16 protein-coding genes and 1 riboswitch are annotated in these 18,109 nt (G+C 69.9%); of the genes, 3 read left to right on the top strand and 13 right to left on the bottom strand.

Annotated features, from left to right (window positions below):
* Positions 1 to 448: 448 nt before the first annotated feature.
* Complete coding sequence (locus ACFYY6_RS22600; RefSeq protein ID WP_386608164.1) at positions 449 to 739, bottom strand: hypothetical protein; 291 nt, start codon at positions 737 to 739, stop codon at positions 449 to 451.
* A gap of 318 nt (positions 740 to 1,057) precedes the next feature.
* Positions 1,058 to 2,563, bottom strand: coding sequence for a glutamate-cysteine ligase family protein (locus ACFYY6_RS22595; protein ID WP_351518792.1), 1,506 nt, complete (start codon positions 2,561 to 2,563; stop codon positions 1,058 to 1,060).
* 481 nt (positions 2,564 to 3,044) lie between these two features.
* Between ACFYY6_RS22595 and ACFYY6_RS22590 the strand changes: the two genes are divergently transcribed.
* Entirely contained in the window at positions 3,045 to 3,638 is a 594-nt protein-coding gene (locus tag ACFYY6_RS22590) for a hypothetical protein (protein WP_351625617.1), read from the top strand.
* 434 nt (positions 3,639 to 4,072) lie between these two features.
* Positions 4,073 to 4,279 carry a DUF5999 family protein gene (locus ACFYY6_RS22585; RefSeq protein ID WP_351518795.1) on the top strand — a complete coding sequence of 69 codons (207 nt, stop codon included), beginning with the start codon at positions 4,073 to 4,075 and terminating at the stop codon, positions 4,277 to 4,279.
* Between the two features lie 87 nt (positions 4,280 to 4,366).
* Here the strand turns inward: ACFYY6_RS22585 and gcvP are convergent, their stop codons facing one another.
* Complete coding sequence (gene gcvP, locus ACFYY6_RS22580) at positions 4,367 to 7,252, bottom strand: aminomethyl-transferring glycine dehydrogenase (RefSeq protein ID WP_389194801.1); 2,886 nt, start codon at positions 7,250 to 7,252, stop codon at positions 4,367 to 4,369.
* 194 nt (positions 7,253 to 7,446) lie between these two features.
* Positions 7,447 to 7,542: riboswitch (glycine riboswitch) on the bottom strand.
* 113 nt (positions 7,543 to 7,655) lie between these two features.
* Here gcvP and ACFYY6_RS22575 point away from each other — a divergent pair.
* Positions 7,656 to 8,024, top strand: coding sequence for a PRC-barrel domain-containing protein (locus ACFYY6_RS22575; RefSeq protein WP_351518799.1), 369 nt, complete (start codon positions 7,656 to 7,658; stop codon positions 8,022 to 8,024).
* On the opposite strand, the gene ACFYY6_RS22570 is transcribed toward ACFYY6_RS22575, so the two are convergent.
* From ACFYY6_RS22570 to ACFYY6_RS22525, 10 genes are all read right to left on the bottom strand, one after another.
* Entirely contained in the window at positions 7,949 to 9,409 is a 1,461-nt protein-coding gene (locus ACFYY6_RS22570; RefSeq protein ID WP_389194798.1) for a DNA polymerase IV, read from the bottom strand. The two genes, ACFYY6_RS22575 and ACFYY6_RS22570, sit on opposite strands and share 76 nt — an antisense overlap.
* Before the next feature lie 57 nt (positions 9,410 to 9,466).
* Complete coding sequence (locus ACFYY6_RS22565; RefSeq protein ID WP_351518802.1) at positions 9,467 to 10,084, bottom strand: MerR family transcriptional regulator; 618 nt, start codon at positions 10,082 to 10,084, stop codon at positions 9,467 to 9,469.
* Between the two features lie 190 nt (positions 10,085 to 10,274).
* Positions 10,275 to 10,748 carry a bifunctional nuclease family protein gene (locus tag ACFYY6_RS22560; RefSeq protein ID WP_073782726.1) on the bottom strand — a complete coding sequence of 158 codons (474 nt, stop codon included), beginning with the start codon at positions 10,746 to 10,748 and terminating at the stop codon, positions 10,275 to 10,277.
* Between the two features lie 54 nt (positions 10,749 to 10,802).
* Positions 10,803 to 11,543, bottom strand: coding sequence for a MerR family transcriptional regulator (locus ACFYY6_RS22555; RefSeq protein WP_351518804.1), 741 nt, complete (start codon positions 11,541 to 11,543; stop codon positions 10,803 to 10,805).
* A gap of 17 nt (positions 11,544 to 11,560) precedes the next feature.
* A complete protein-coding gene (locus tag ACFYY6_RS22550; RefSeq protein ID WP_351518805.1) occupies positions 11,561 to 12,349 on the bottom strand; it encodes an FHA domain-containing protein in 789 nt (262 codons plus the stop codon).
* A 190-nt stretch (positions 12,350 to 12,539) separates the two neighbouring features.
* Complete coding sequence (locus ACFYY6_RS22545; RefSeq protein ID WP_389194795.1) at positions 12,540 to 13,328, bottom strand: DUF881 domain-containing protein; 789 nt, start codon at positions 13,326 to 13,328, stop codon at positions 12,540 to 12,542.
* Positions 13,329 to 13,333: 5 nt separating this feature from the next.
* The gene (locus ACFYY6_RS22540) at positions 13,334 to 13,666 is read right to left on the bottom strand and encodes a small basic family protein (protein ID WP_073782734.1); all 333 of its coding nucleotides are present in this window, start codon (positions 13,664 to 13,666) and stop codon (positions 13,334 to 13,336) included.
* Entirely contained in the window at positions 13,663 to 14,526 is an 864-nt protein-coding gene (locus ACFYY6_RS22535; RefSeq protein ID WP_386608227.1) for a DUF881 domain-containing protein, read from the bottom strand. Before ACFYY6_RS22535 ends, ACFYY6_RS22540 begins: the two co-directional genes overlap by 4 nt.
* Positions 14,527 to 14,677: 151 nt before the next feature.
* Complete coding sequence (locus tag ACFYY6_RS22530; protein ID WP_351526026.1) at positions 14,678 to 17,173, bottom strand: mannose-1-phosphate guanyltransferase; 2,496 nt, start codon at positions 17,171 to 17,173, stop codon at positions 14,678 to 14,680.
* A gap of 114 nt (positions 17,174 to 17,287) precedes the next feature.
* Entirely contained in the window at positions 17,288 to 17,896 is a 609-nt protein-coding gene (locus ACFYY6_RS22525; RefSeq protein WP_073782737.1) for a CDP-alcohol phosphatidyltransferase family protein, read from the bottom strand.
* Between the last annotated feature and the right edge of the window lie 213 nt (positions 17,897 to 18,109).

Genomic DNA, 18,109 nt, shown 5'->3' with positions numbered 1-18,109 from the left:
ACACCTGCCTCGAGTTGTGCATTCACGCCCCGTACCCCTGCCCTTCGCGCCAAGGTCTCGAATGCGAGTACGAAGATCATGCGCGACGGGTCGGGGGACGGCCATCATCGGTGATGGCGTGGTGCCCCTCCTCCCTCTTCGTCCTCAAGGAGGGGCACCACCGACATGGGACGTCACAGCTTGCCCGACGACACCGCGGCCGACGGACGCGGGGAGGTCCCGCCGCGCCGCCGACGGCGCGGTGTCGCGATCGCGACGGCGCTCGTCCTCGCCGTGGCCCGCGGGAACGGCGGTCGTGGCGGGCTTGTTGTCGTCGGACTCCTGCGGGGACCCCGCCGTACGCCTTTCCCTGATGGCCCCACCGGACACCGCCCCCGCCGTGCGTGCCGTTTCGACGGCTGCCATCGTGCCGGGTGGAGGCCGGTCGCGGATGGAGGTCACCAAGGCGTCACTGATCCGGGCCCTCGCCCGGTTCACCCCGAACGACGAGATCGGGCTGTGGGAGTTCGCCACCACCCTCGACGGTGACAAGGACCACCGCAGGCCGGTGCCGACCGCCCGCCTCGGCGATCCGGTCGTGGGAGGGGGTACCCGTCGCGAGCGGCCGGCCTCGGCCTTCGCCTCCCTGCGACCGGTCCCTGACCGGCGCGACCGGCCTGTACGACACCGTGCTCGCCACGTGCCGGGACGCCCGGGCGGCGTACGCCGAGGGCAGGTTCAGCGCGATGGTGATCCTCACCGACGATTCGTACCAGGACGACCGTTCCCTCTCCCGCGGCGGCCTGATCGCCGAACGGAAGCGGCTCGCGAACCCCGAGCACCTGGTGCCGCTCCTGGCCATCGCGGTCGACCCCGACGTCGACCGCGAGGAACTCGTACGGATGGCGGAGGTGACCGGCGGCGGTGGCTACCGGGTCACCGACCCGGGCGGCATCGAGACCGTGATCGTCCAGGTGATCACGACGGCCGGGCAGAGCGACCACGCCGCCCAGAGCCGGGCCGCGTCGCCGAGGTCGGCCGTACCCGCACGGACGCGGGTCGGTGCCGACGGGCGGGGTCACGCGGCGGGAACGCCCGTGGGCCAGCTGTGCACGGGCTCGCCGCCGCGCATCAGTTCCGCATATCTGCGGGTGGTGGCGGCCAGTGCCGCATGCCGTCCCAGTCCCGCCTCCCGTGCCCGGTGGTACGTGTCCGTCTGCCAGGACGCCCCGTTGATCCGCCGTCTGCAGCGCGCCTCGATGACTCCGAGATAGTGGTCGCGGTCGGCGGGCGCGATGTTCCAGGCGTCGAGTCCCTCGGCGGCCAGCGGCAGCAGTTCGTCCTGGACGAGTTCGACGGCCGGGATCCGGGTCAGCCCGCCCGACCGGCCGGTACGGGGCCAGATCAGCTCCGCGTCGATGCCGTGGCGGCAGGCGGTGTCGAAGTTCTCCTCCGCCGCCGCGAACGGCAGCCGGGTCCACACCGGACGGGACTCCTCGGCCAGGGCCCGCACGAGCCCGTAGTACAGCGCGGCGTTGGCGATCACATCGGTGACGGTGGGGCCGGCGGGCAGGACCCGGTTCTCCACCCGCAGATGGGGCACGCCGTCGGCCACCCCGTACACGGGCCGGTTCCACCGGTAGACCGTCCCGTTGTGCAGCACGAGTTCCTGAAGCGCCGGCACCCCGCCCGTGTCCAGCACCGCCAGCGGGTCTTCCTCGTCGCAGATCGGCAGCAGCGGGGGGTAGTAACGCAGGTTCTCCCGGAAGAGTTCGTACGCAGACGCCACCCACCGTTCGCCGAACCAGGTCCGGGGCCGCACCCCCTGGTTGCGGAGTTCGGGCGGTCTGGTGTCCGTGGCCTGCTGGAAGAGCGGCGGCCGCGACTCGCGCCACAGCTCCCTGCCGAACAGGAAGGGGGAGTTGGCGCCGATGGCGATCTGCACTCCGGCGACGGCCTGGGCCGCGTTCCACACGGCGGCGAAGCGGGCCGGGGTCACCTGCAGATGCAACTGGACCGAGGTGCAGGCCGCCTCCGGGGTGATCGAGGACGCCGTGGAGAGCAGATGCTCCACGCCCTGGATATCGAGCGAGAAATCCTCGCCCCGCGCGGCCACGATTTGGTCGTTCAGCAGTGTGTAGCGGTCCGCCTCCGAGAGGTTGGACGCCACGAGATCCGCATGCCCGAGCGTGGGCAGAATTCCGATCATCGTGATCCCGGCATCGACCTCGCCCGCCTTCCGGTGAGCATATCCGAGTCCGGTCCTGAGCTCTTCGGCGAGCTGATCGAAAACTCGCCCCTGCAGGGGATGCGGGACTATGTTCACTTCCAGATTGAACAGCCCCAGTTCCGTCTGGAAATCCTGGCTGGCTATGCGCTGGAGCACCTCTCCATTCATCATCCTCGGCATGCCGTCGGCGCCAGTCAGGTTCAGCTCGATCTCCATGCCCATGAGATTGCGGGGGCGGTCGAACCTTTGCTCCGCCAGCAGCCTCTCCAAACCCTCCAGACACTGGTGGAGCTTCCTCCGGTACGTCTGCCGATCGGACAGGTCAAAGGTGCCCGCCACGACCTTCTCCCCCATCGAAGTGTCCCTCCCTCAATTGGGCAGCCCGCGGCCCAGGCCACTCACGTCACGGTCGATAATGCCCAGGCCGGTGATCCACAACGCCCTCCCGGAGGCCGTGCACCCAGTAACCTGAGAGCTACGGCCGGAGGCACATTCCCTCGGCATGACGGAGCGTGCGGTTTGCGTTCTCGAGACACGTTGACAGAACAGTTCGTTTCAGCCGTCCCCACCCGGAGAAAAACTCCTGGCAGCGACTGAGCCGTTGACGGCAAATCAACAGAAAATACCGCATAATAAAGTCTCGATGCCGCCTTGCCGGCAATACCATCGGCGGCTAGGGAAAACACTGCGTGAACACCTGTCGTATAAACTTTGCTGACGAGGCGGAGAGTTGACGCACCGGTCCCGTCACCGGCCCCTCCGGCCCCGTACGCCGACAGCGACGTCTGCACCCACCCACGCATCAACGTGTCTCCGAAGTGAGAGGCGACCCACTATGCCGCTGCATGTACCCCCGGCCCCCGCGCCCGCTCTGCGCAGCGTTCTCGCGGCACTCGGTTCACCCACCGCAGTCCGTGAGGCCCGCACGCCCGCGCTCCGGTCCGCCCAGGGACCGCTGAGCCCCGAACTCCCGCTCCCCGTCCATGTGCTGGACCGGATCGGGCCCGGCGGGGTCGCCCCCGCCACCCGGCTCGCCGGGTGGCGGTTCCTGATCCGCGACTCGGGACGGGCCGTCGCCGCGGCGGACACCATGCTCACGCCGGACGGCTGGGCCTTCTCGCACTTCTTCGAGGGCCCGTACGTCCCGGCGACCGAACTCGCCCTGCGCCAGGCCGAGACGGTGACACCGCACTACCAGCCGCGGTTGCTGTCCGTCCCGGCGCTCTACATGCTGGCGCTGTGGCTGCACGCCGACCCCGAGGCCGATGCCTCCGGCGGCTCGCTCGCCCCCGCCGACCTCCTGGTCCCGCTGGCACCCGCACCACCGGGCATCGCGGCGCACCGTGCCCACCGGGTCACCGACCTGCTCAGCCTGATGACCCGCCGGATCACCCCGGGCCCGGGCCCGCTGCTCGGATCGCCCGCCTGACGACGAACGCTCCGCCGCCACACTCCTGTGCCCCGTCGCCGTGTCCCCCGGCGACGGGGCACGGTGCTTCTCCGGCCCAGGGCTTCGTACGCCCCAAGGCTCGCTCGGACAGCACGTCGCGGGCGCGCGGCCCGGGGCACACGGGACCCATGGACTCCCCACATACGCGAGACTCCGAGCGGGGACGCACGTTCCGCCCGTCCGGACTAGCCCGGTCCGACCACCCCGAACCACCCGAAAGGACAGTGCAATTGCGGTGAACCGTCCGGCCGGGTGACGCGTCATCGGAGTAGACGGAAGTGCTGCCGCGAAATCCCTGCGGAATGGCGCCCGTGGAGCAACACTGGGACCGGACCTATCGACACGGGGGAGCGGCCATGAACACTTCGTCAAGCCGCAGGACATTCACCACGACGCAGCGAAAGAACCCATCCATGTGCCAGCACCAGCCGCCCTGTCCCACCGCCGACTCACCCGACCGGGAAGCAGCCCGCCTCGTGGCGCATCACCCGGAGCAGGGCTGGAGCCTGCTGTGCAACGGTGTCCTGCTCTTCGAGGACACCGGTGAGCTGCTCCCGGACGGGCAGATCATCGCTCCTCATCGGCCGCTGGCGGCCGACCGGGTGATGCGGGCCGCCTGAGAGCGGCAGGTACGAACGGGGGCCGGCCCGGAGAGATCTCCGCACCGGCCCCGACGCGTGTCCGTGACGTGCCCGGACGCGGGTGCGTCAGTTGTCGTACGCGTCCAGCGGCGGGCAGGAGCAGACGAGGTTGCGGTCGCCGAAGGCACCGTCGATCCTGCGCACCGGCGGCCAGTACTTTTCGGCGGCCATGACACCGGCCGGGAAGACGGCCTCCTCACGGCTGTAGCCGTGCTTCCACTCGCCGCCCAGCGCCGCGGCGGTGTGCGGTGCGTTGCGCAGCGGGTTGTCGTCCGCGCTCCACTCCCCCGAGGCCACCTTCTCGATCTCGCCGCGAATGGCGATCATCGTGTCGCAGAAGCGGTCGAGTTCCGCGAGGTTCTCGCTCTCGGTCGGCTCGATCATCAGCGTTCCGGCGACCGGGAACGACATGGTCGGCGCGTGGAAGCCGTAGTCGATCAACCGCTTGGCGACATCGTCGACGCTGACGCCGGTGGCCTTGGAGAGCGGCCGGAGGTCCACGATGCACTCGTGGGCGACCAGGCCCGCCGGGCCGCTGTAGAGGATCGGGAAGTGCGGTTCGAGCCGCTTGGCGATGTAGTTGGCGGCGAGCACGGCGACCTGCGTCGCGTGCTTCAGCCCCTCCCCACCCATCAGGCGGACGTACGCCCAGGAGATGGGCAGGATGCCGGCCGAACCCCACGGCGCGGCCGAGACCGGTCCGACCCCGCTCGCGGGGCCCGCGGCGGGCTGCAGCGGGTGGTTGGGCAGGAACGGCGCGAGGTGCGCGCGCACGCCGACCGGGCCGACGCCGGGGCCGCCGCCGCCGTGCGGGATGCAGAAGGTCTTGTGCAGGTTCAGGTGCGAGACGTCACCGCCGAACCGGCCCGGCTTCGCGAGGCCGACCAGGGCGTTGAGGTTGGCGCCGTCCACGTACACCTGGCCACCGGCGTCGTGCACCTCGGCGCAGATGTCCGCGACGTGCTCCTCGAACACGCCGTGCGTCGACGGGTAGGTGATCATGAGCACCGCGAGCTCGTCGCGGTGCTTCTCGATCTTGGCGCGCAGGTCCTCGACATCGACCTCGCCGTCGTCGGCGGTCTTCACCACGACGACCTTCATGCCGGCCATCACCGCGCTGGCGGCGTTGGTGCCGTGCGCGGAGGACGGGATGAGACAGACGGTCCGCTGTTCGTCGCCGTTGGCCCGGTGGTAGGCGCGCACGGCCAGCAGGCCCGCGAACTCGCCCTGCGACCCGGCGTTCGGCTGGATGGACACCTTGTCGTACCCGGTGACCTCGGCGAGGCGCTCCTCCAGCTCACGGATGAGGGTGAGGAAGCCCTGCGCCTGCTCGGCCGGGGCGAAGGGGTGCAGCGCACCGAACTCGGGCCAGGTGATCGGCTCCATCTCGGTGGTCGCGTTCAGCTTCATGGTGCAGGAGCCGAGCGGGATCATGCCGCGGTCCAGGGCGTAGTCCCGGTCGGCGAGCCCGCGCAGGTAGCGCAGCATGGCCGTCTCGGAACGGTGCTGGTGGAAGACCGGGTGGGTGAGGAACTCGTCGGCGCGCAGCAGGTTCTCGGGCAGCGCGTCGGCGGCGTCGGCGTCCAGCGCGTCGATGTCGCCCCCGGCGCCGAAGGCGGCCCAGACGGCGGCGATCTGCGTACGCGTGGTGGTCTCGTCGCAGGCCACGGAGACCAGGTCCGCGTCGACGAGCCGCAGGTTCACCCCGCGCTCGCGGGCGGCGGCCACGATGTCGGCGGCCCTGCCCGGGACGCGCACGGTGAGAGTGTCGAAGTAGCTCCCGGTCACGATCTCGGCACCGGCGGCGCGCAGGCCTGCGGCGAGGACCGTCGCGTAGCGGTGGGTGCGCCGGGCGATCAGCCGCAGCCCGTCGGGGCCGTGGTAGACGGCGTACATCCCGGCCATCACGGCGAGCAGCACCTGGGCGGTGCAGATGTTGCTGGTGGCCTTCTCGCGGCGGATGTGCTGCTCGCGGGTCTGCAGGGCCAGCCGGTACGCCTTGTTGCCGTCCGCGTCGACGGAGACGCCGACGAGGCGCCCGGGCAGGCTGCGGGCGAACTTCTCGCGCACAGCCATGTAGCCGGCGTGCGGTCCGCCGAAGCCCATCGGAACGCCGAAGCGCTGCGTGGTGCCGACGGCGATGTCGGCGCCCAGCTCACCCGGCGAGGTGAGCAGCGTGAGGGCCAGCAGGTCGGCTGCGACGGTGACGATCGCACCGAGTTCACGGGCCTGCTCGATGACGCGCCGGGGGTCGCGCACCGCGCCGGAGGCGCCCGGGTACTGCACCAGGACGCCGAAGACGCCCCGCTCGGCGAGCTCGGCGGGGATGCCGTCGGTGAGATCGGCGACGACGACCTCCACACCGGTCGGTTCGGCGCGGGTCTCGACGACCGCGATCGTCTGCGGCAGGGCGTCGGCGTCGACCAGGAAGACGCCGTCCTTGACCTTGCCGACCCGTCGCGAGAGCGCCATCGCCTCGGCGGCCGCGGTGCCCTCGTCGAGCAGGGAGGCGCCGGAGGTGGGCAGCCCGGTGAGGTCGGCGACCATGGTCTGGAAGTTGAGCAACGCCTCCAGCCGGCCCTGCGAGATCTCCGGCTGGTACGGCGTGTAGGCCGTGTACCAGGCGGGGTTCTCCATGACGTTGCGGAGGATCACCGGCGGGGTGAAGGTGCCGTGGTAACCGAGCCCGATCATCGGGGCCAGCACCTGGTTGCGGTCGGCCAGCGCGCGCAGCTCGGCCAGGACCTCGGCCTCGGTGCGGGCGCCCGGCAGGGCGAGCGCCTCGGCGCTCTTGATGACATCGGGCACCGCGGCCGCGGTCAGCTCGTCCAGCGATCCGTAACCGACCTGGGCGAGCATCTTCGACTGCGCCTCGGCATCGGGACCGATGTGGCGCTGTTCGAACGGAATGCCCTGCTCCAGCTGGGAGAGCGGAGTGCGACGGGGGGTCATGGTGGAGGCCTCCTGGTCTGTCACGACCTGCGAAGGGGCACCGCGGCGCGGGTGCCCGAACGGCCTCCCCCTCTGTCATCTCGACCTGAGAGCTTCACCGGCACACCTGCGGCACACCGGCTTTCACCGTCGGTGAGGAAGGGAACCGAACCGGCACTCGGCCGCACGGGACCCGCCCTGCTTTCCAGAGTGACCTCGTCCGTGCGGTACGGGGGCCTGAGAGATTCCGGGGAGGATTTGCTCCTTCGGCGCCTTCGGATCGGCTCCGGAGGCTCTCCCGCACGGGGTCAGCGGCCGCCACCAGCCTACCAGCGGGGTTCGTGACGGATCCCTCGAGTGGCCAACCCCCCGATTGTGCCCTTCTGTAGTGCTTGTGGAGTAGCCGCGACCAGTGGGAGGGATCGTGCAGACCGACATCGATCCGCGCAGCCTGATCGGCCGCAAGGCGTTCGACCGCAAGGGCACCAAGATCGGAACCGTGGACGAGGTGTACCTCGACGACGCGACCGGCGTACCCGAGTGGGCGGCCGTGCGCACCGGACTCTTCAGCCGGGACGCGTTCGTCCCGCTGGAACCCAGCGAATTCGTGGAGGACACCCTCCGCGTCCCCTTCGACCGCGCCCTGATCAGGGAAGCGCCCGACTTCGGTGTCGGCCGCCACCTCTCACCGGAACAGGAGCTCCAGCTGTACCGGCACTACGGCCTCGACTCCTCGCCCGGGGGGACCGCCCCGGACAGGGACTTCGGCAGGCTGGCCGGCCAGGAGGAGTAGTCCACCGGATCACGCACCAGTGGCATCGGCTCGGCCGGCCGCAGCTCCGGGTCGTCGGTCCGGAACGTGCGCACCCGGCCGGGCGCCGACCAGGGTTCCTCGAACCGGACCGTCACCCGGCCGAGACCGCTGCCCTGCACCCAGCCGTGACCGTATGTGTCGTGGTGGACGTCGTGGCCCGCGGGCCAGCCCCTGGCCGCGAGCCGTTCGGCGGTCACCGGCGCCTCCTCGGACGCGTCGACCGCCAGGCGGTCCGGCTCCCGCCCCTCGTCGGCGTCCGTCTCGGCCGTGTCCCCGGCGGCGGCCCGCTCGCCGGCGGCCTGGGCGAACAGGTCCTCCTGGGTGTAGTCCGCGAGGCCCGTGACCCCCACCCCCAGGAGCCGTACGCCCCCGGTGGTGTCGACGGCCTCCAGGAGCCGCGCGGCGGCCTCCCGGACCACCGCGGGATCGTCCGTGGGCCCCCGCAGCGTCTCGGACCTCGTGAGCGTGGAGAAGTCGTAGCGCCGCACCTTCAGCACCACCGTGCGCCCGGACCGCCCCGCCCCGCGCAGCCGCCGGACGCACCGGTCGGCCAGCCGCTCCACCTCCGTCCTGACCCGCACCCGGTCGTGCAGGTCCGTGTCGAAGGTGTCCTCGACCGACACCGACTTCGCGTCGCGTTCGGCGACGACGGGCCGGTCGTCGTGCCCGAGGGCCATGCGGTACAAGGAGCCGCCGTGCGCCTTGCCGAGCAGCCGTACGAGCTCCGCCTCCCCCGCCTCGGCCAGGTCGTCGACCGTCGTCATCCCGGCCCGACGCAGGTGATCGGCCGTCGCGGGCCCGACGCCGGGCAGGATCCGCACGGACTTGGGGGCGAGCAGCGCCCGTTCCGTCCCCGGCTCGATGAGCCGCAGACCGTTCGGTTTCGCCTCCTCCGACGCGATCTTGGCCAGCATCTTGGAACCCGCGAGCCCGACCGAGCCGGTGAGCCCGGTGACGGCCTCGATGACCGCGCGCAGTTCCTTGCCGACCGCCAGCGCGGAGGCCGTGTCGTCGGCCACCCCGCCGGCCTCCAGGTCGACGAACGCCTCGTCCAGGCTGAGCGGCTCCACCAGCGGGGAGAGCCGCCCCAGCAACTCCATCACCTGGTCGCTGACCGCCCGGTACAGATGGAAGCGCGGCACCAGATAGGCCGCGTTGGGCGCCAGGCGCCGCGCCTGCGCCATGGGCATCGCCGAGTGCACCCCGAAGCGCCGGGCCTCGTACGACGCGGTGGCGACGACTCCGCGCGGTCCCAGACCACCCACCACGACCGGTTTGCCGCGCAGGCTGGGCTTCGCCGCCTGCTCCGCGGAGGCGTAGAAGGCATCCATGTCGAGATGCAGGATGGTGGGCGCGGCTCTCACATCTTCCGATGCTGCCCCATGGCACTGACAATCGCCGTGCCCCGCTTCCCGGCGCGGTCATCCGGCGCGGTTGCGCCGCCGTGCCAGTTCGTCCGTGGGGTTGTTCCCGATCAGCGTCTCGCCGGTGTCCACCCGCTCGCCGTGCAGCTGCGACAGGGCGGCGTCGACGTCGTGCCACACCACGCCCACGGCGATCCCGAAGACCCCCTGGCCCCCCTGGAGCAGGTCGACGACCTGGTCGGGCGAGGAGCACTCGTAGACCGTCGCGCCGTCGCTCATCAGCGTCATCCGCTCCAGGTCCTGGAATCCCCGGGCCCGCAGGTGCTGCACCGTGGTGCGGATGTTCTGGAGGGCGACGCCCGTGTCCAGGAAGCGCTTGACGATCTTCAGCAGGACGACGTCCCGGAAGCTGTAGAGCCGCTGCGTGCCCGATCCGTACGCGGGGCGCACGCTCGGCTCGACCAGGCCCGTGCGCGCCCAGTAGTCGAGCTGCCGGTAGGTGATCCCCGCGGCCGCGCAGGCCGTCGGCCCCCTGTAGCCGATGTCGTCGGCCGATGTCACTCCGCCCCCCGCCACCACAGTCGGTTTCACCGATTGCCCGATGGTGCGGCCGGCCGTACTCCCCTGCTGCGGATACGGCCCACCGACTGCCGTACCGTCGCCGCTGCTTCTCACGCCGACCTCCGTCCTTGACCTGCCACCTCGAAGGTAGGCAGTCACTCGGGGTGCGTCAACGATCGCCACACTCGGCACGCCGAGTGATAATCACCCTGAGGGTGGTTTCTCCTGCCGTGCGAGCGGGAAAGGCTTGTCGGATGCGCTGTCGGCGTCCCCTCGGACGGGCGGTCGGGTTCCTGGCCGACGGCTACTGGCTGCTGCTACCGAAATCCTCCGGTGAGATCTGGTCGAGGAACTCGCGGAACTTCTCCACCTCGTCCTCCTGCTCGTCCGGGATGGCGATGCCCGCGTCGTCGAGCACGCCGTCGCTGCCGTAGATCGGCGTTCCCGTCCGCAGGGCGAGGGCTATGGCGTCGGAGGGGCGTGCGCTCACCTCGACCCCGCTGGCGAAGACCAGCTCCGCGTAAAAGACCCCCTCCCTCAGATCCGTGATGCGGACCTCGGTCAGCTCCTGCCCGACGGCCTGGAGCACATCCTTGAAGAGGTCGTGTGTCAGGGGCCTGGCCGGAGCCATGCCTTGCTGGGCGAACGCGATCGCGGTCGCCTCACCAGGACCGATCCAGATGGGGAGGAACCGGTCGCCTCCCACTTCACGCAGGAGCACGATCGGTTGATTGGAGGGCATCTCCACCCGGACACCCACAACGTCGAGCTCGTTCACACAGCAACCCTAGGACGTGCTCGGCAGGTTTGGGTAGTCGGGGCGGCGACGCGATCAGTGGAGGCGCACCCGCAGAGCGGTCTGCACCAGGGCGGAATGGAGCCGTACGGACAGCTCCGCGAGTTCTCGCGCGGTGGCCTCCGCGTGGGCTCTGGTCTGCGGATTACGGTGACGGCGCAGGGGGGCGACGACCTGCTCGATGAGCCCGGCCTCGCGGTCCGCCGCCGCCCGCATGGCACGCAGGTGACGCGGTTCCAGACCGAATCGGCCCAGATCCGCCACAAGCTTGGCCACGGTCACCATCTCGGCGTCGTAGCCGCCCTCGGCGGTGGGGGTGACCAGTCCGTACGACTCCCACTCGGCCAGGTCGCTCTCGGTGACCTCGGCGGCCGCGAGCAGCTCCGCACGGCCGATCCGGGGCGCCGTCGCCCGGAAGGGCTGCGCGTCCGCGCCGGCGTCGACCGGATCCTTCAGGCTGCCGGTGGGCAGCGCAGGCTGTTCGCCGCGGGCGAGCGCATCCAGATGCTCGCGGATGACCTTCAGCGGGAGATAGTGGTCCCGCTGCATGCGGAGCACCTGTGCCAGTCGCTCCACATCGGCCGCGCGGAACTTGCGGTAACCGGAGGGGGTCCGCTGCGGTTCGACGAGTCCCTCGGCCTCCAGGAAACGGATCTTGGAGATGGTGACCTCGGGAAACTCGTCCCGCAGCCGCAGGAGCACCGTGCCGATGCTCATCGGACGGTCTTCGGCCGGGGCGGTGCCGTGACCGGCACCGCCCGTCGGTGTTCTCAGCATGGACCTTCCCTGACGGGTCAGATGCCCCGCTGGCTCGCGTAGAAGACCAGCCGGTACTTGCCGATCTGCACTTCGTCACCGTTCGACAGAGCGACGGAGTCGATGGGCTCACGGTTGACGTAGGTGCCGTTGAGGCTGCCCACGTCACTGACCGTGAAGCTGCCGTCGGGGTTCCGGCGGAATTCCACGTGCCGACGCGACACGGTCACGTCGTCGAGGAAGATGTCGCTCTGCGGGTGGCGGCCGGCCGTGGTCAGCTCACCGTCCAGCAGGAAGCGGCTCCCGGAGTTCGGACCGCGTCGCACCACGAGGAGCGCCGATCCGACCGGAAGGGCCTCGACGGCGGCCTGCGCCTCGGGCGAGAGGGACGGCAGGGCCGTCTGCCCGGTGGTCTCCGCGTCGTACGCCTCCAGGCCGGAGATGGAGATGGTCGATGTCGTCTCCGAGGCACGCTCGGGAATTCCGCCCCTCAGCGGCGCGCCGCAGTGGGAGCAGAAGCGACTGTCCTCGGTGTTGCGGTGACCGCACCTCGTACAGACCGGCATGGACGAACCCTCCTGCCCCGGGCCGAGCCCTCCACCCGTACCCGAGTTCGACGGTGCCCCGAAACCTATGCGGCCGGCACCGGCGGGGTCAACGGACGACGCGCCGGAGGCGCCCGCGGCGCCGCTGCCCGGACCGGACGTCTCATCGCGGAAGAGCGGGCGCTGCGAGCCCTCCTCGTCCGCCTGGCCGTGGCGCGGTGCGCGATGACGGGCAGCCTCGTCGCGAGCGCTCTTGCCGAACAACTTCCCAAACAACTTCACGGGCGATTCCCCTTGACCGAAATAGACCCGCCCGTGGGGCAGGACGAACCCTGAACGAACACACCTGCCGACCCGGACAACTTCACAACGTCCGTATCCACTCGACAGTTTCCACCACGCACCACCATGTCGGTGCGGCGACCCCCCGCAACCTCCCGCCCGTGTTGCTCAACCCTTCCGTACCGCGGCCTCACGGGGATGACGACCGAGCGTAGTCAGGCCGCTGCGCCGGTCGCAAGACGTCCACGACGATGTCGTCGACCCGTTCCACATGCACCGTGGCCTGCTCCTTCTCCAGTGTCTGCACCACACCGCCGGGGATGTTGAGCGCGGGTTCCAGGTCCTGGGGCTTCCCGATCACCTTGAACACATACGGTGCGGTGATCTTACGGCCGTCGACCTTGACATTGCCGCCATCACCGGAGAAGTACGTGTTGGCCACCACTCTGACCCCGTTCACCTCGATCGCCTCGGCGCCCGCCGCGCGCAGCTCCTGGAGCGCGTCGAGCAGCATGTCCGCCTTCACCCCGTTGACGGGGTCGTCGACGGTGAGGGTGATCCCCGGCCCGTGGGCGGCCACGGTACCCGCGAGGACACCGAGTTGCCGTTCCTTCTCGATGGTCTGTCTGCGGGCCTCCTCGGCCTGGTCGGAGCTGTTCTCCAGCTCCGTGCGCTGGGCCTCGAGACCCTGCTTCTCGTCCTCCAGCCGCTGCGTGCGGTCGTCCAGCTCGTCGAGGATGCGCACGAGGTCCTCCTGGCGGGCCCCGCGCAGCGCGCTGTTGTCGCTGGTGGAACGCACCTGGATGGCCAGGCCCAGGCCGAGGACGAACAGCAGGAGCGCGACGACGAGTTGGGCGCGCGTCACCCGCGGGGGCCACAGTCCGGCGACGAGGCGCTGACGCCCCGTGAGCTCCGGGGTGGTGGTGCCGGGCCGCTCGGTGGCCGGTTCGCTGTTCTCGGGGATCTCTGCGTCGCTCATCGGCGTCAGGCCCGGAAGACGTGCCGGCGGATGGCTGCGGCGTTGGAGAAGATCCGGATCCCGAGCACGACCACCACGCCGGTGGAGAGCTGGGCCCCGACGCCCAGCTTGTCGCCCAGGAACACGATCAGCGCGGCCACCACGACGTTCGACAGGAACGAGACGACGAAGACCTTGTCGACGAAGATGCCGTCCAGCATGGCCCGCAGCCCGCCGAAGACGGCGTCGAGCGCGGCGACGACGGCGATCGGAAGGTAGGGCTCGACCACCGCCGGCACCTCGGGCCGGACCAACAGTCCGACCACGACTCCCAAGACGAGGCCCAGTACGGCGATCACGATGTGCCCTTCTCTGCGTCTGCCGCGCCACTGCCGGTGTCTGCGGCCCGGTAAGGCTGTGCTGTTCTTACGATCAGGCTGGGGGCGACCGGGAGGCTCACCTTCTCCTGGACGGACATGCTGGTCCGGATGTCGAAGGTGTCCTTGAGCGCCTGCAGGTACTGGCCGTCGTCGCTGTCCCTGAACGCGGCACCGAGCGGCTTCCCGTCCCCCACCGCCAGCACCGTGTACGGCGGCACGAGCGGTCTGTTGTCGACCAGTATGGCGTCACCGGCGGCGCGGATCGCCGACAGGGCCGTCAGGCGCTGTCCGTTGATCGCGATCGCCTCGGCGCCGGACTGCCACAGGCCGTTGACGACCCGCTGGAGGTCCCGGTCGCGGACGCGCCCGGTGTCGGAGAAGCTGCTGTTCCCCCGGGGGCCGCCGCCTCCCGCGTCGGCTTCCCTCGCATCGTCGACCACGAGCTTCACGCCGGGCCCCCGCGCGGGTGTCGCCCCGGCGAGCAGTGCCACCAGCTCTCCCTGGTCCCCGCCGTGCTTCTCCAGCGCCTTGCGCTGGCGCCTGCCCACGTCTTCCCGGAGTCCGTCGACCTGGGACTCGAGAGTGTCGGCCGCCTTCGTCTCGCCGTCGATGCGATCGATGAGTTCCTCGCGTTCCTTGGCGAGGACCGGGGCCGAGACGCGCGCCTGCGCGGCGCCGAGCGTGACGACGAGAGCGGCGAGCACCAGGCAGGCGGCGAGGCCGAGCTTCGATCTGAGCCTGCGGGGCATGCCCGCGGCCCCGTCGGCCCTGCGACGCGCCGAGGCCTCGGCGTATCCGTCGTCCAGGCTGTGGTCCATCACGTTGGTCAGCAGCGACATGGATGCGTCCGGACGCGCGGGGGTACTCCGATCGGGGGTCTGCTGCGACATGCCGCACATCGTCGCACGGCTCCGCCGCTACCGCCGAATGGGGCCACCGGAGTGCCCTGCGGCGCCCGGGAGCGCCCCGGGCACACCGGTGGGTGCCCTCTCAGTGACCTGCGCTCTCCACGACGCCCGCCCACTCGTCCAGCAGGGCCTGCGCGGACGCGTCATCGGGTCCCTCGGCCCACAGATGGGTGACGGCCTCGGCCGGGTCGGGCAGCACCATCACCCATCGCCCGTCGGCCTCGACGACCCGCACGCCGTCCGTCGTGTCGACACTGCGCTCCCCGGCGGCCTCGACGACCCGCCGCATGACCATGCCCTTGACCGCCCAGGGCGTGGCCAGATCGCGGCGCAGGACGTGCGCACGCGGGATCCGGGCGTCGATCTGGCTGAGGGTGAGCTGGGTCCTGGCGACGAGCCCGAGCAGCCTCACGAAGGCCGCGGAACCGTCGAAGACACTGCTGAACTCGGGAACGATGAAGCCGCCGCAGCCGTCTCCCCCGAAGATGGTGCCCTCCTCGCGTCCCACACGGGTCAGATCGTCGGGCGACGTCGTCGTCCATTCGACCTGTGTCCCGTGGTACGCCGCGACTTGTTCGGCGACCCGCGTGGTGGTCACCGGCAGCGCCACACGCCCGCTGCGCCTCTCGGCCGCGACGAGGTCGAGCATCACCAGGAGCGCCCGGTCGTCCTCGACGATCCTGCCCTTCTCGTCGACGAGGGAGAGCCGTTCGCCGACGGGGTCGAACCGCACACCGAACGCGGCCCCGGCCGAGGACACGATCTCGCCCAGTCGCACCAGGCCTGCGCGCCGGGTGTCGGCGGACTCGGTGGGCCGCGATTCGTCGAGGCCCGGGTTGATGGTCAGCGCGTCCACGCCGAGCCGCCCCAGCAGGCTGGGCAGGACGAGCCCGGCGCTGCCGTTGGAAGCGTCGACGACGACCTTCAGCCCGGCGTCCGCGATCCCCGTGGTGTCCACGTTGCGCAGCAGGGATCCGGTGTACGAGTCGAAGACACTCGACGGGAAGTGCAGGTCCCCGATCTCGCCGGGGAAGGCGCGACGGTATTCCTGACGGGCGTAGACCCGGTCCAGTTTCCGTTGCCGGGCCTGGGACAGGTCCGCGCCCCGCTCGTCGAAGAACATGATGTCGACCGAGTCGGGCACGCCGGGGGACGTACGGATCATGATCCCGCCGGCGCTGCCCCGCGCGGTCTGCTGGCGGGCGACGGGCATCGGTACGTTCTCCAGGTCCCGTACGTCGATGGCGCTGGCCTGGAGCGCCGAGATCACCGCACGCTTCAGTGCCCGGGCTCCGCGGGAGTGATCGCGTGCCGTGGTGACCGTCGAACCCTTCTTGAGGGTGGTGGCATAGGCACCGGCGAGCCGGACCGCCAGCTCCGGGGTGATCTCGACGTTCAGAATCCCTGAAACGCCCCGGGCTCCGAAGAGATGGGCCTGACCGCGCGATTCCCAGATCACCGAGGTGTTGACGAACGCCCCGGCCTCGATGGTCTTGAAGGGGTAGACACGGACATTGCCCTGAATGATCGATTCCTCGCCGATCAGGCACTCGTCCCCGATGACGGCCCCGTCCTCGATCCGGGCGGCCCGCATGACGTCGGTGTTCTTGCCGATCACGCATCCGCGCAAATTGCTGTGCTGGCCGATGTAGACGTTGTCGTGGACGACGGCCTTGTGCAGGAAGGCGCCGCTCTTGACGACGACGTTGGACCCGATGACCGTGTGCTCGCGAATTTCCGCCCCGGCTTCGATCTTCGCGTAGTCCCCGATGTAGAGGGGGCCGCGGAGTACCGCGTCGGGGTGCACCTCGGCGCCCTCGGCCACCCAGACGCCCGGTGAGATCTCGAAGCCGTCGATCTCGACGTCGACCTTGCGTTCGAGAACGTCGGCCTGGGCCTTGACGTAGCTCTCATGGGTGCCGACGTCTTCCCAGTAGCCCTCGGCGACGTAGCCGTAGATGGGCTTGCCTTCCTTCATGAGCTGCGGGAAGACGTCCCCGGACCAGTCCACGGAGACATCGGCCTCGACGTAGTCGAACACCTCGGGCTCCATGACGTAAATGCCCGTGTTGACGGTGTCCGAGAAGACCTGCCCCCAGGTGGGCTTCTCCAGGAAGCGCTCGACCTGACCCGCCTCGTCCACGATCGTGATCCCGAATTCCAGAGGGTCCGGGACCCTCGTCAGGCACACCGTCACCAGCCCGCCCTTTTCCTTGTGGAAGGCGATGAGATCGGTGAGGTCGAAGTCGGTGAGCGCGTCACCGGAAATGACGAGGAAGGTGTCGTCCTTCAGCGCCTCCTCGGCGTTCTTCACGCTTCCGGCGGTGCCGAGCGGTTTTTCCTCGTTGGCGTAACTGAGCTCCATCCCGAGCTCTTCGCCGTCTCCGAAGTAGTTCTTGACCAGTGAGGCGAGGAATTGGACGGTGACGACGGTTTCGTTGAGCCCGTGCCGCTTCAGCAGCCGCAGCACGTGCTCCATGATCGGCCGATTGGCGACCGGGAGGAGCGGCTTGGGCATGCTTGAGGTCATGGGGCGAAGGCGCGTGCCTTCGCCACCAGCCATCACGACGGCCTTCATGTCGGAATCGTCCTCCTTGAAGAGACGACGGTCTGGCCGACTTCGCCCGTCAGGGGCACTGTTCGGGGCATCAGCGGGGGGCCGGCCACACTGCGCGGCGCCGCTTCAACGAGCTCAATCGGCTGTTGCGTCCGCCTTGACGAGTCGGCGGACCTGAACGACGTAGAGGATGCCTGCCCACCAGTAGAGCGTTGTACCCCAACCTGCGAACGCCCATCCGAAAATCGCGGCCAGCGAAGCCAGCCAACCACTTCCGTCGCTGAGCAGCAACAAGGGGAACGCGTACATCAGGTTGAACGTGGCGGCCTTGCCGAGGAAGTTCACCTGGGGCGGCGGGTAGCCGTGGCGGCGGAGGATCCCCACCATTACGAGGAGCATCAGCTCACGCGCCAGCAGTACCGCGGTGAGCCAGAGCGGCAGGATCTCCCGCCAGGTCAGGCCGACGAGGGTCGAGAGGATGTACAGACGATCCGCGGCGGGATCCAGGAGCCGGCCGAGGCTGCTGATCTGGTTCCAGCGCCGGGCCAGTTTGCCGTCGAGGTAGTCGCTGATGCCGCTCAGCATCAGGACGAGGAGGGCCCAGCCATCGCTCTGCGGGCCGCCGAACACGGGGCGGAGAATCAGCCACAGGAAGAGCGGGACGCCGACAAGGCGTGCCATGCTGAGGATGTTGGGGATGGTGAGTACCCGGTCCGTCTGAACCCGAGTCTCCTGGACCTCCACCCGGGGGCCTCCTGGGAAGAACGTACGAATGATGCACCCCGACCTTACCCGCAGCCATCTCGTGCGGGTGCACAGGGGTGACGCGGCTGTCTCCCGTGAAGAGCAGGCCCCGCAAAAAGAGAAAGCCCCGCACCACAAGGGTGCGGGGCTTCCCCACAAAAACTGTTCGGCGGCGACCTACTCTCCCACAGGGTCCCCCCTGCAGTACCATCG

It is taken from the genome of Streptomyces sp. NPDC001750, from assembly GCF_042892615.1.
In the GTDB taxonomy this organism is placed as follows: domain Bacteria; phylum Actinomycetota; class Actinomycetes; order Streptomycetales; family Streptomycetaceae; genus Streptomyces.
This window is presented reverse-complemented; position numbering and strand designations above follow the sequence as displayed.

Excerpts from the sequence above, each read along its gene's own strand:
- ACFYY6_RS22595 (WP_351518792.1), bottom strand. The coding sequence starts at position 2,563 with ATGGGGGAGAAGGTCGTGGCGGGCACCTTTGACCTGTCCGATCGGCAG.
- ACFYY6_RS22590 (WP_351625617.1), top strand. The coding sequence starts at position 3,045 with ATGCCGCTGCATGTACCCCCGGCCCCCGCGCCCGCTCTGCGCAGCGTT.
- ACFYY6_RS22585 (WP_351518795.1), top strand. The coding sequence starts at position 4,073 with ATGTGCCAGCACCAGCCGCCCTGTCCCACCGCCGACTCACCCGACCGG.
- gcvP (WP_389194801.1), bottom strand. The coding sequence starts at position 7,252 with ATGACCCCCCGTCGCACTCCGCTCTCCCAGCTGGAGCAGGGCATTCCG.
- ACFYY6_RS22555 (WP_351518804.1), bottom strand. The coding sequence starts at position 11,543 with ATGCTGAGAACACCGACGGGCGGTGCCGGTCACGGCACCGCCCCGGCC.
- ACFYY6_RS22545 (WP_389194795.1), bottom strand. The coding sequence starts at position 13,328 with ATGAGCGACGCAGAGATCCCCGAGAACAGCGAACCGGCCACCGAGCGG.
- ACFYY6_RS22535 (WP_386608227.1), bottom strand. The coding sequence starts at position 14,526 with ATGTCGCTGCTGACCAACGTGATGGACCACAGCCTGGACGACGGATAC.
- ACFYY6_RS22530 (WP_351526026.1), bottom strand. The coding sequence starts at position 17,173 with ATGAAGGCCGTCGTGATGGCTGGTGGCGAAGGCACGCGCCTTCGCCCC.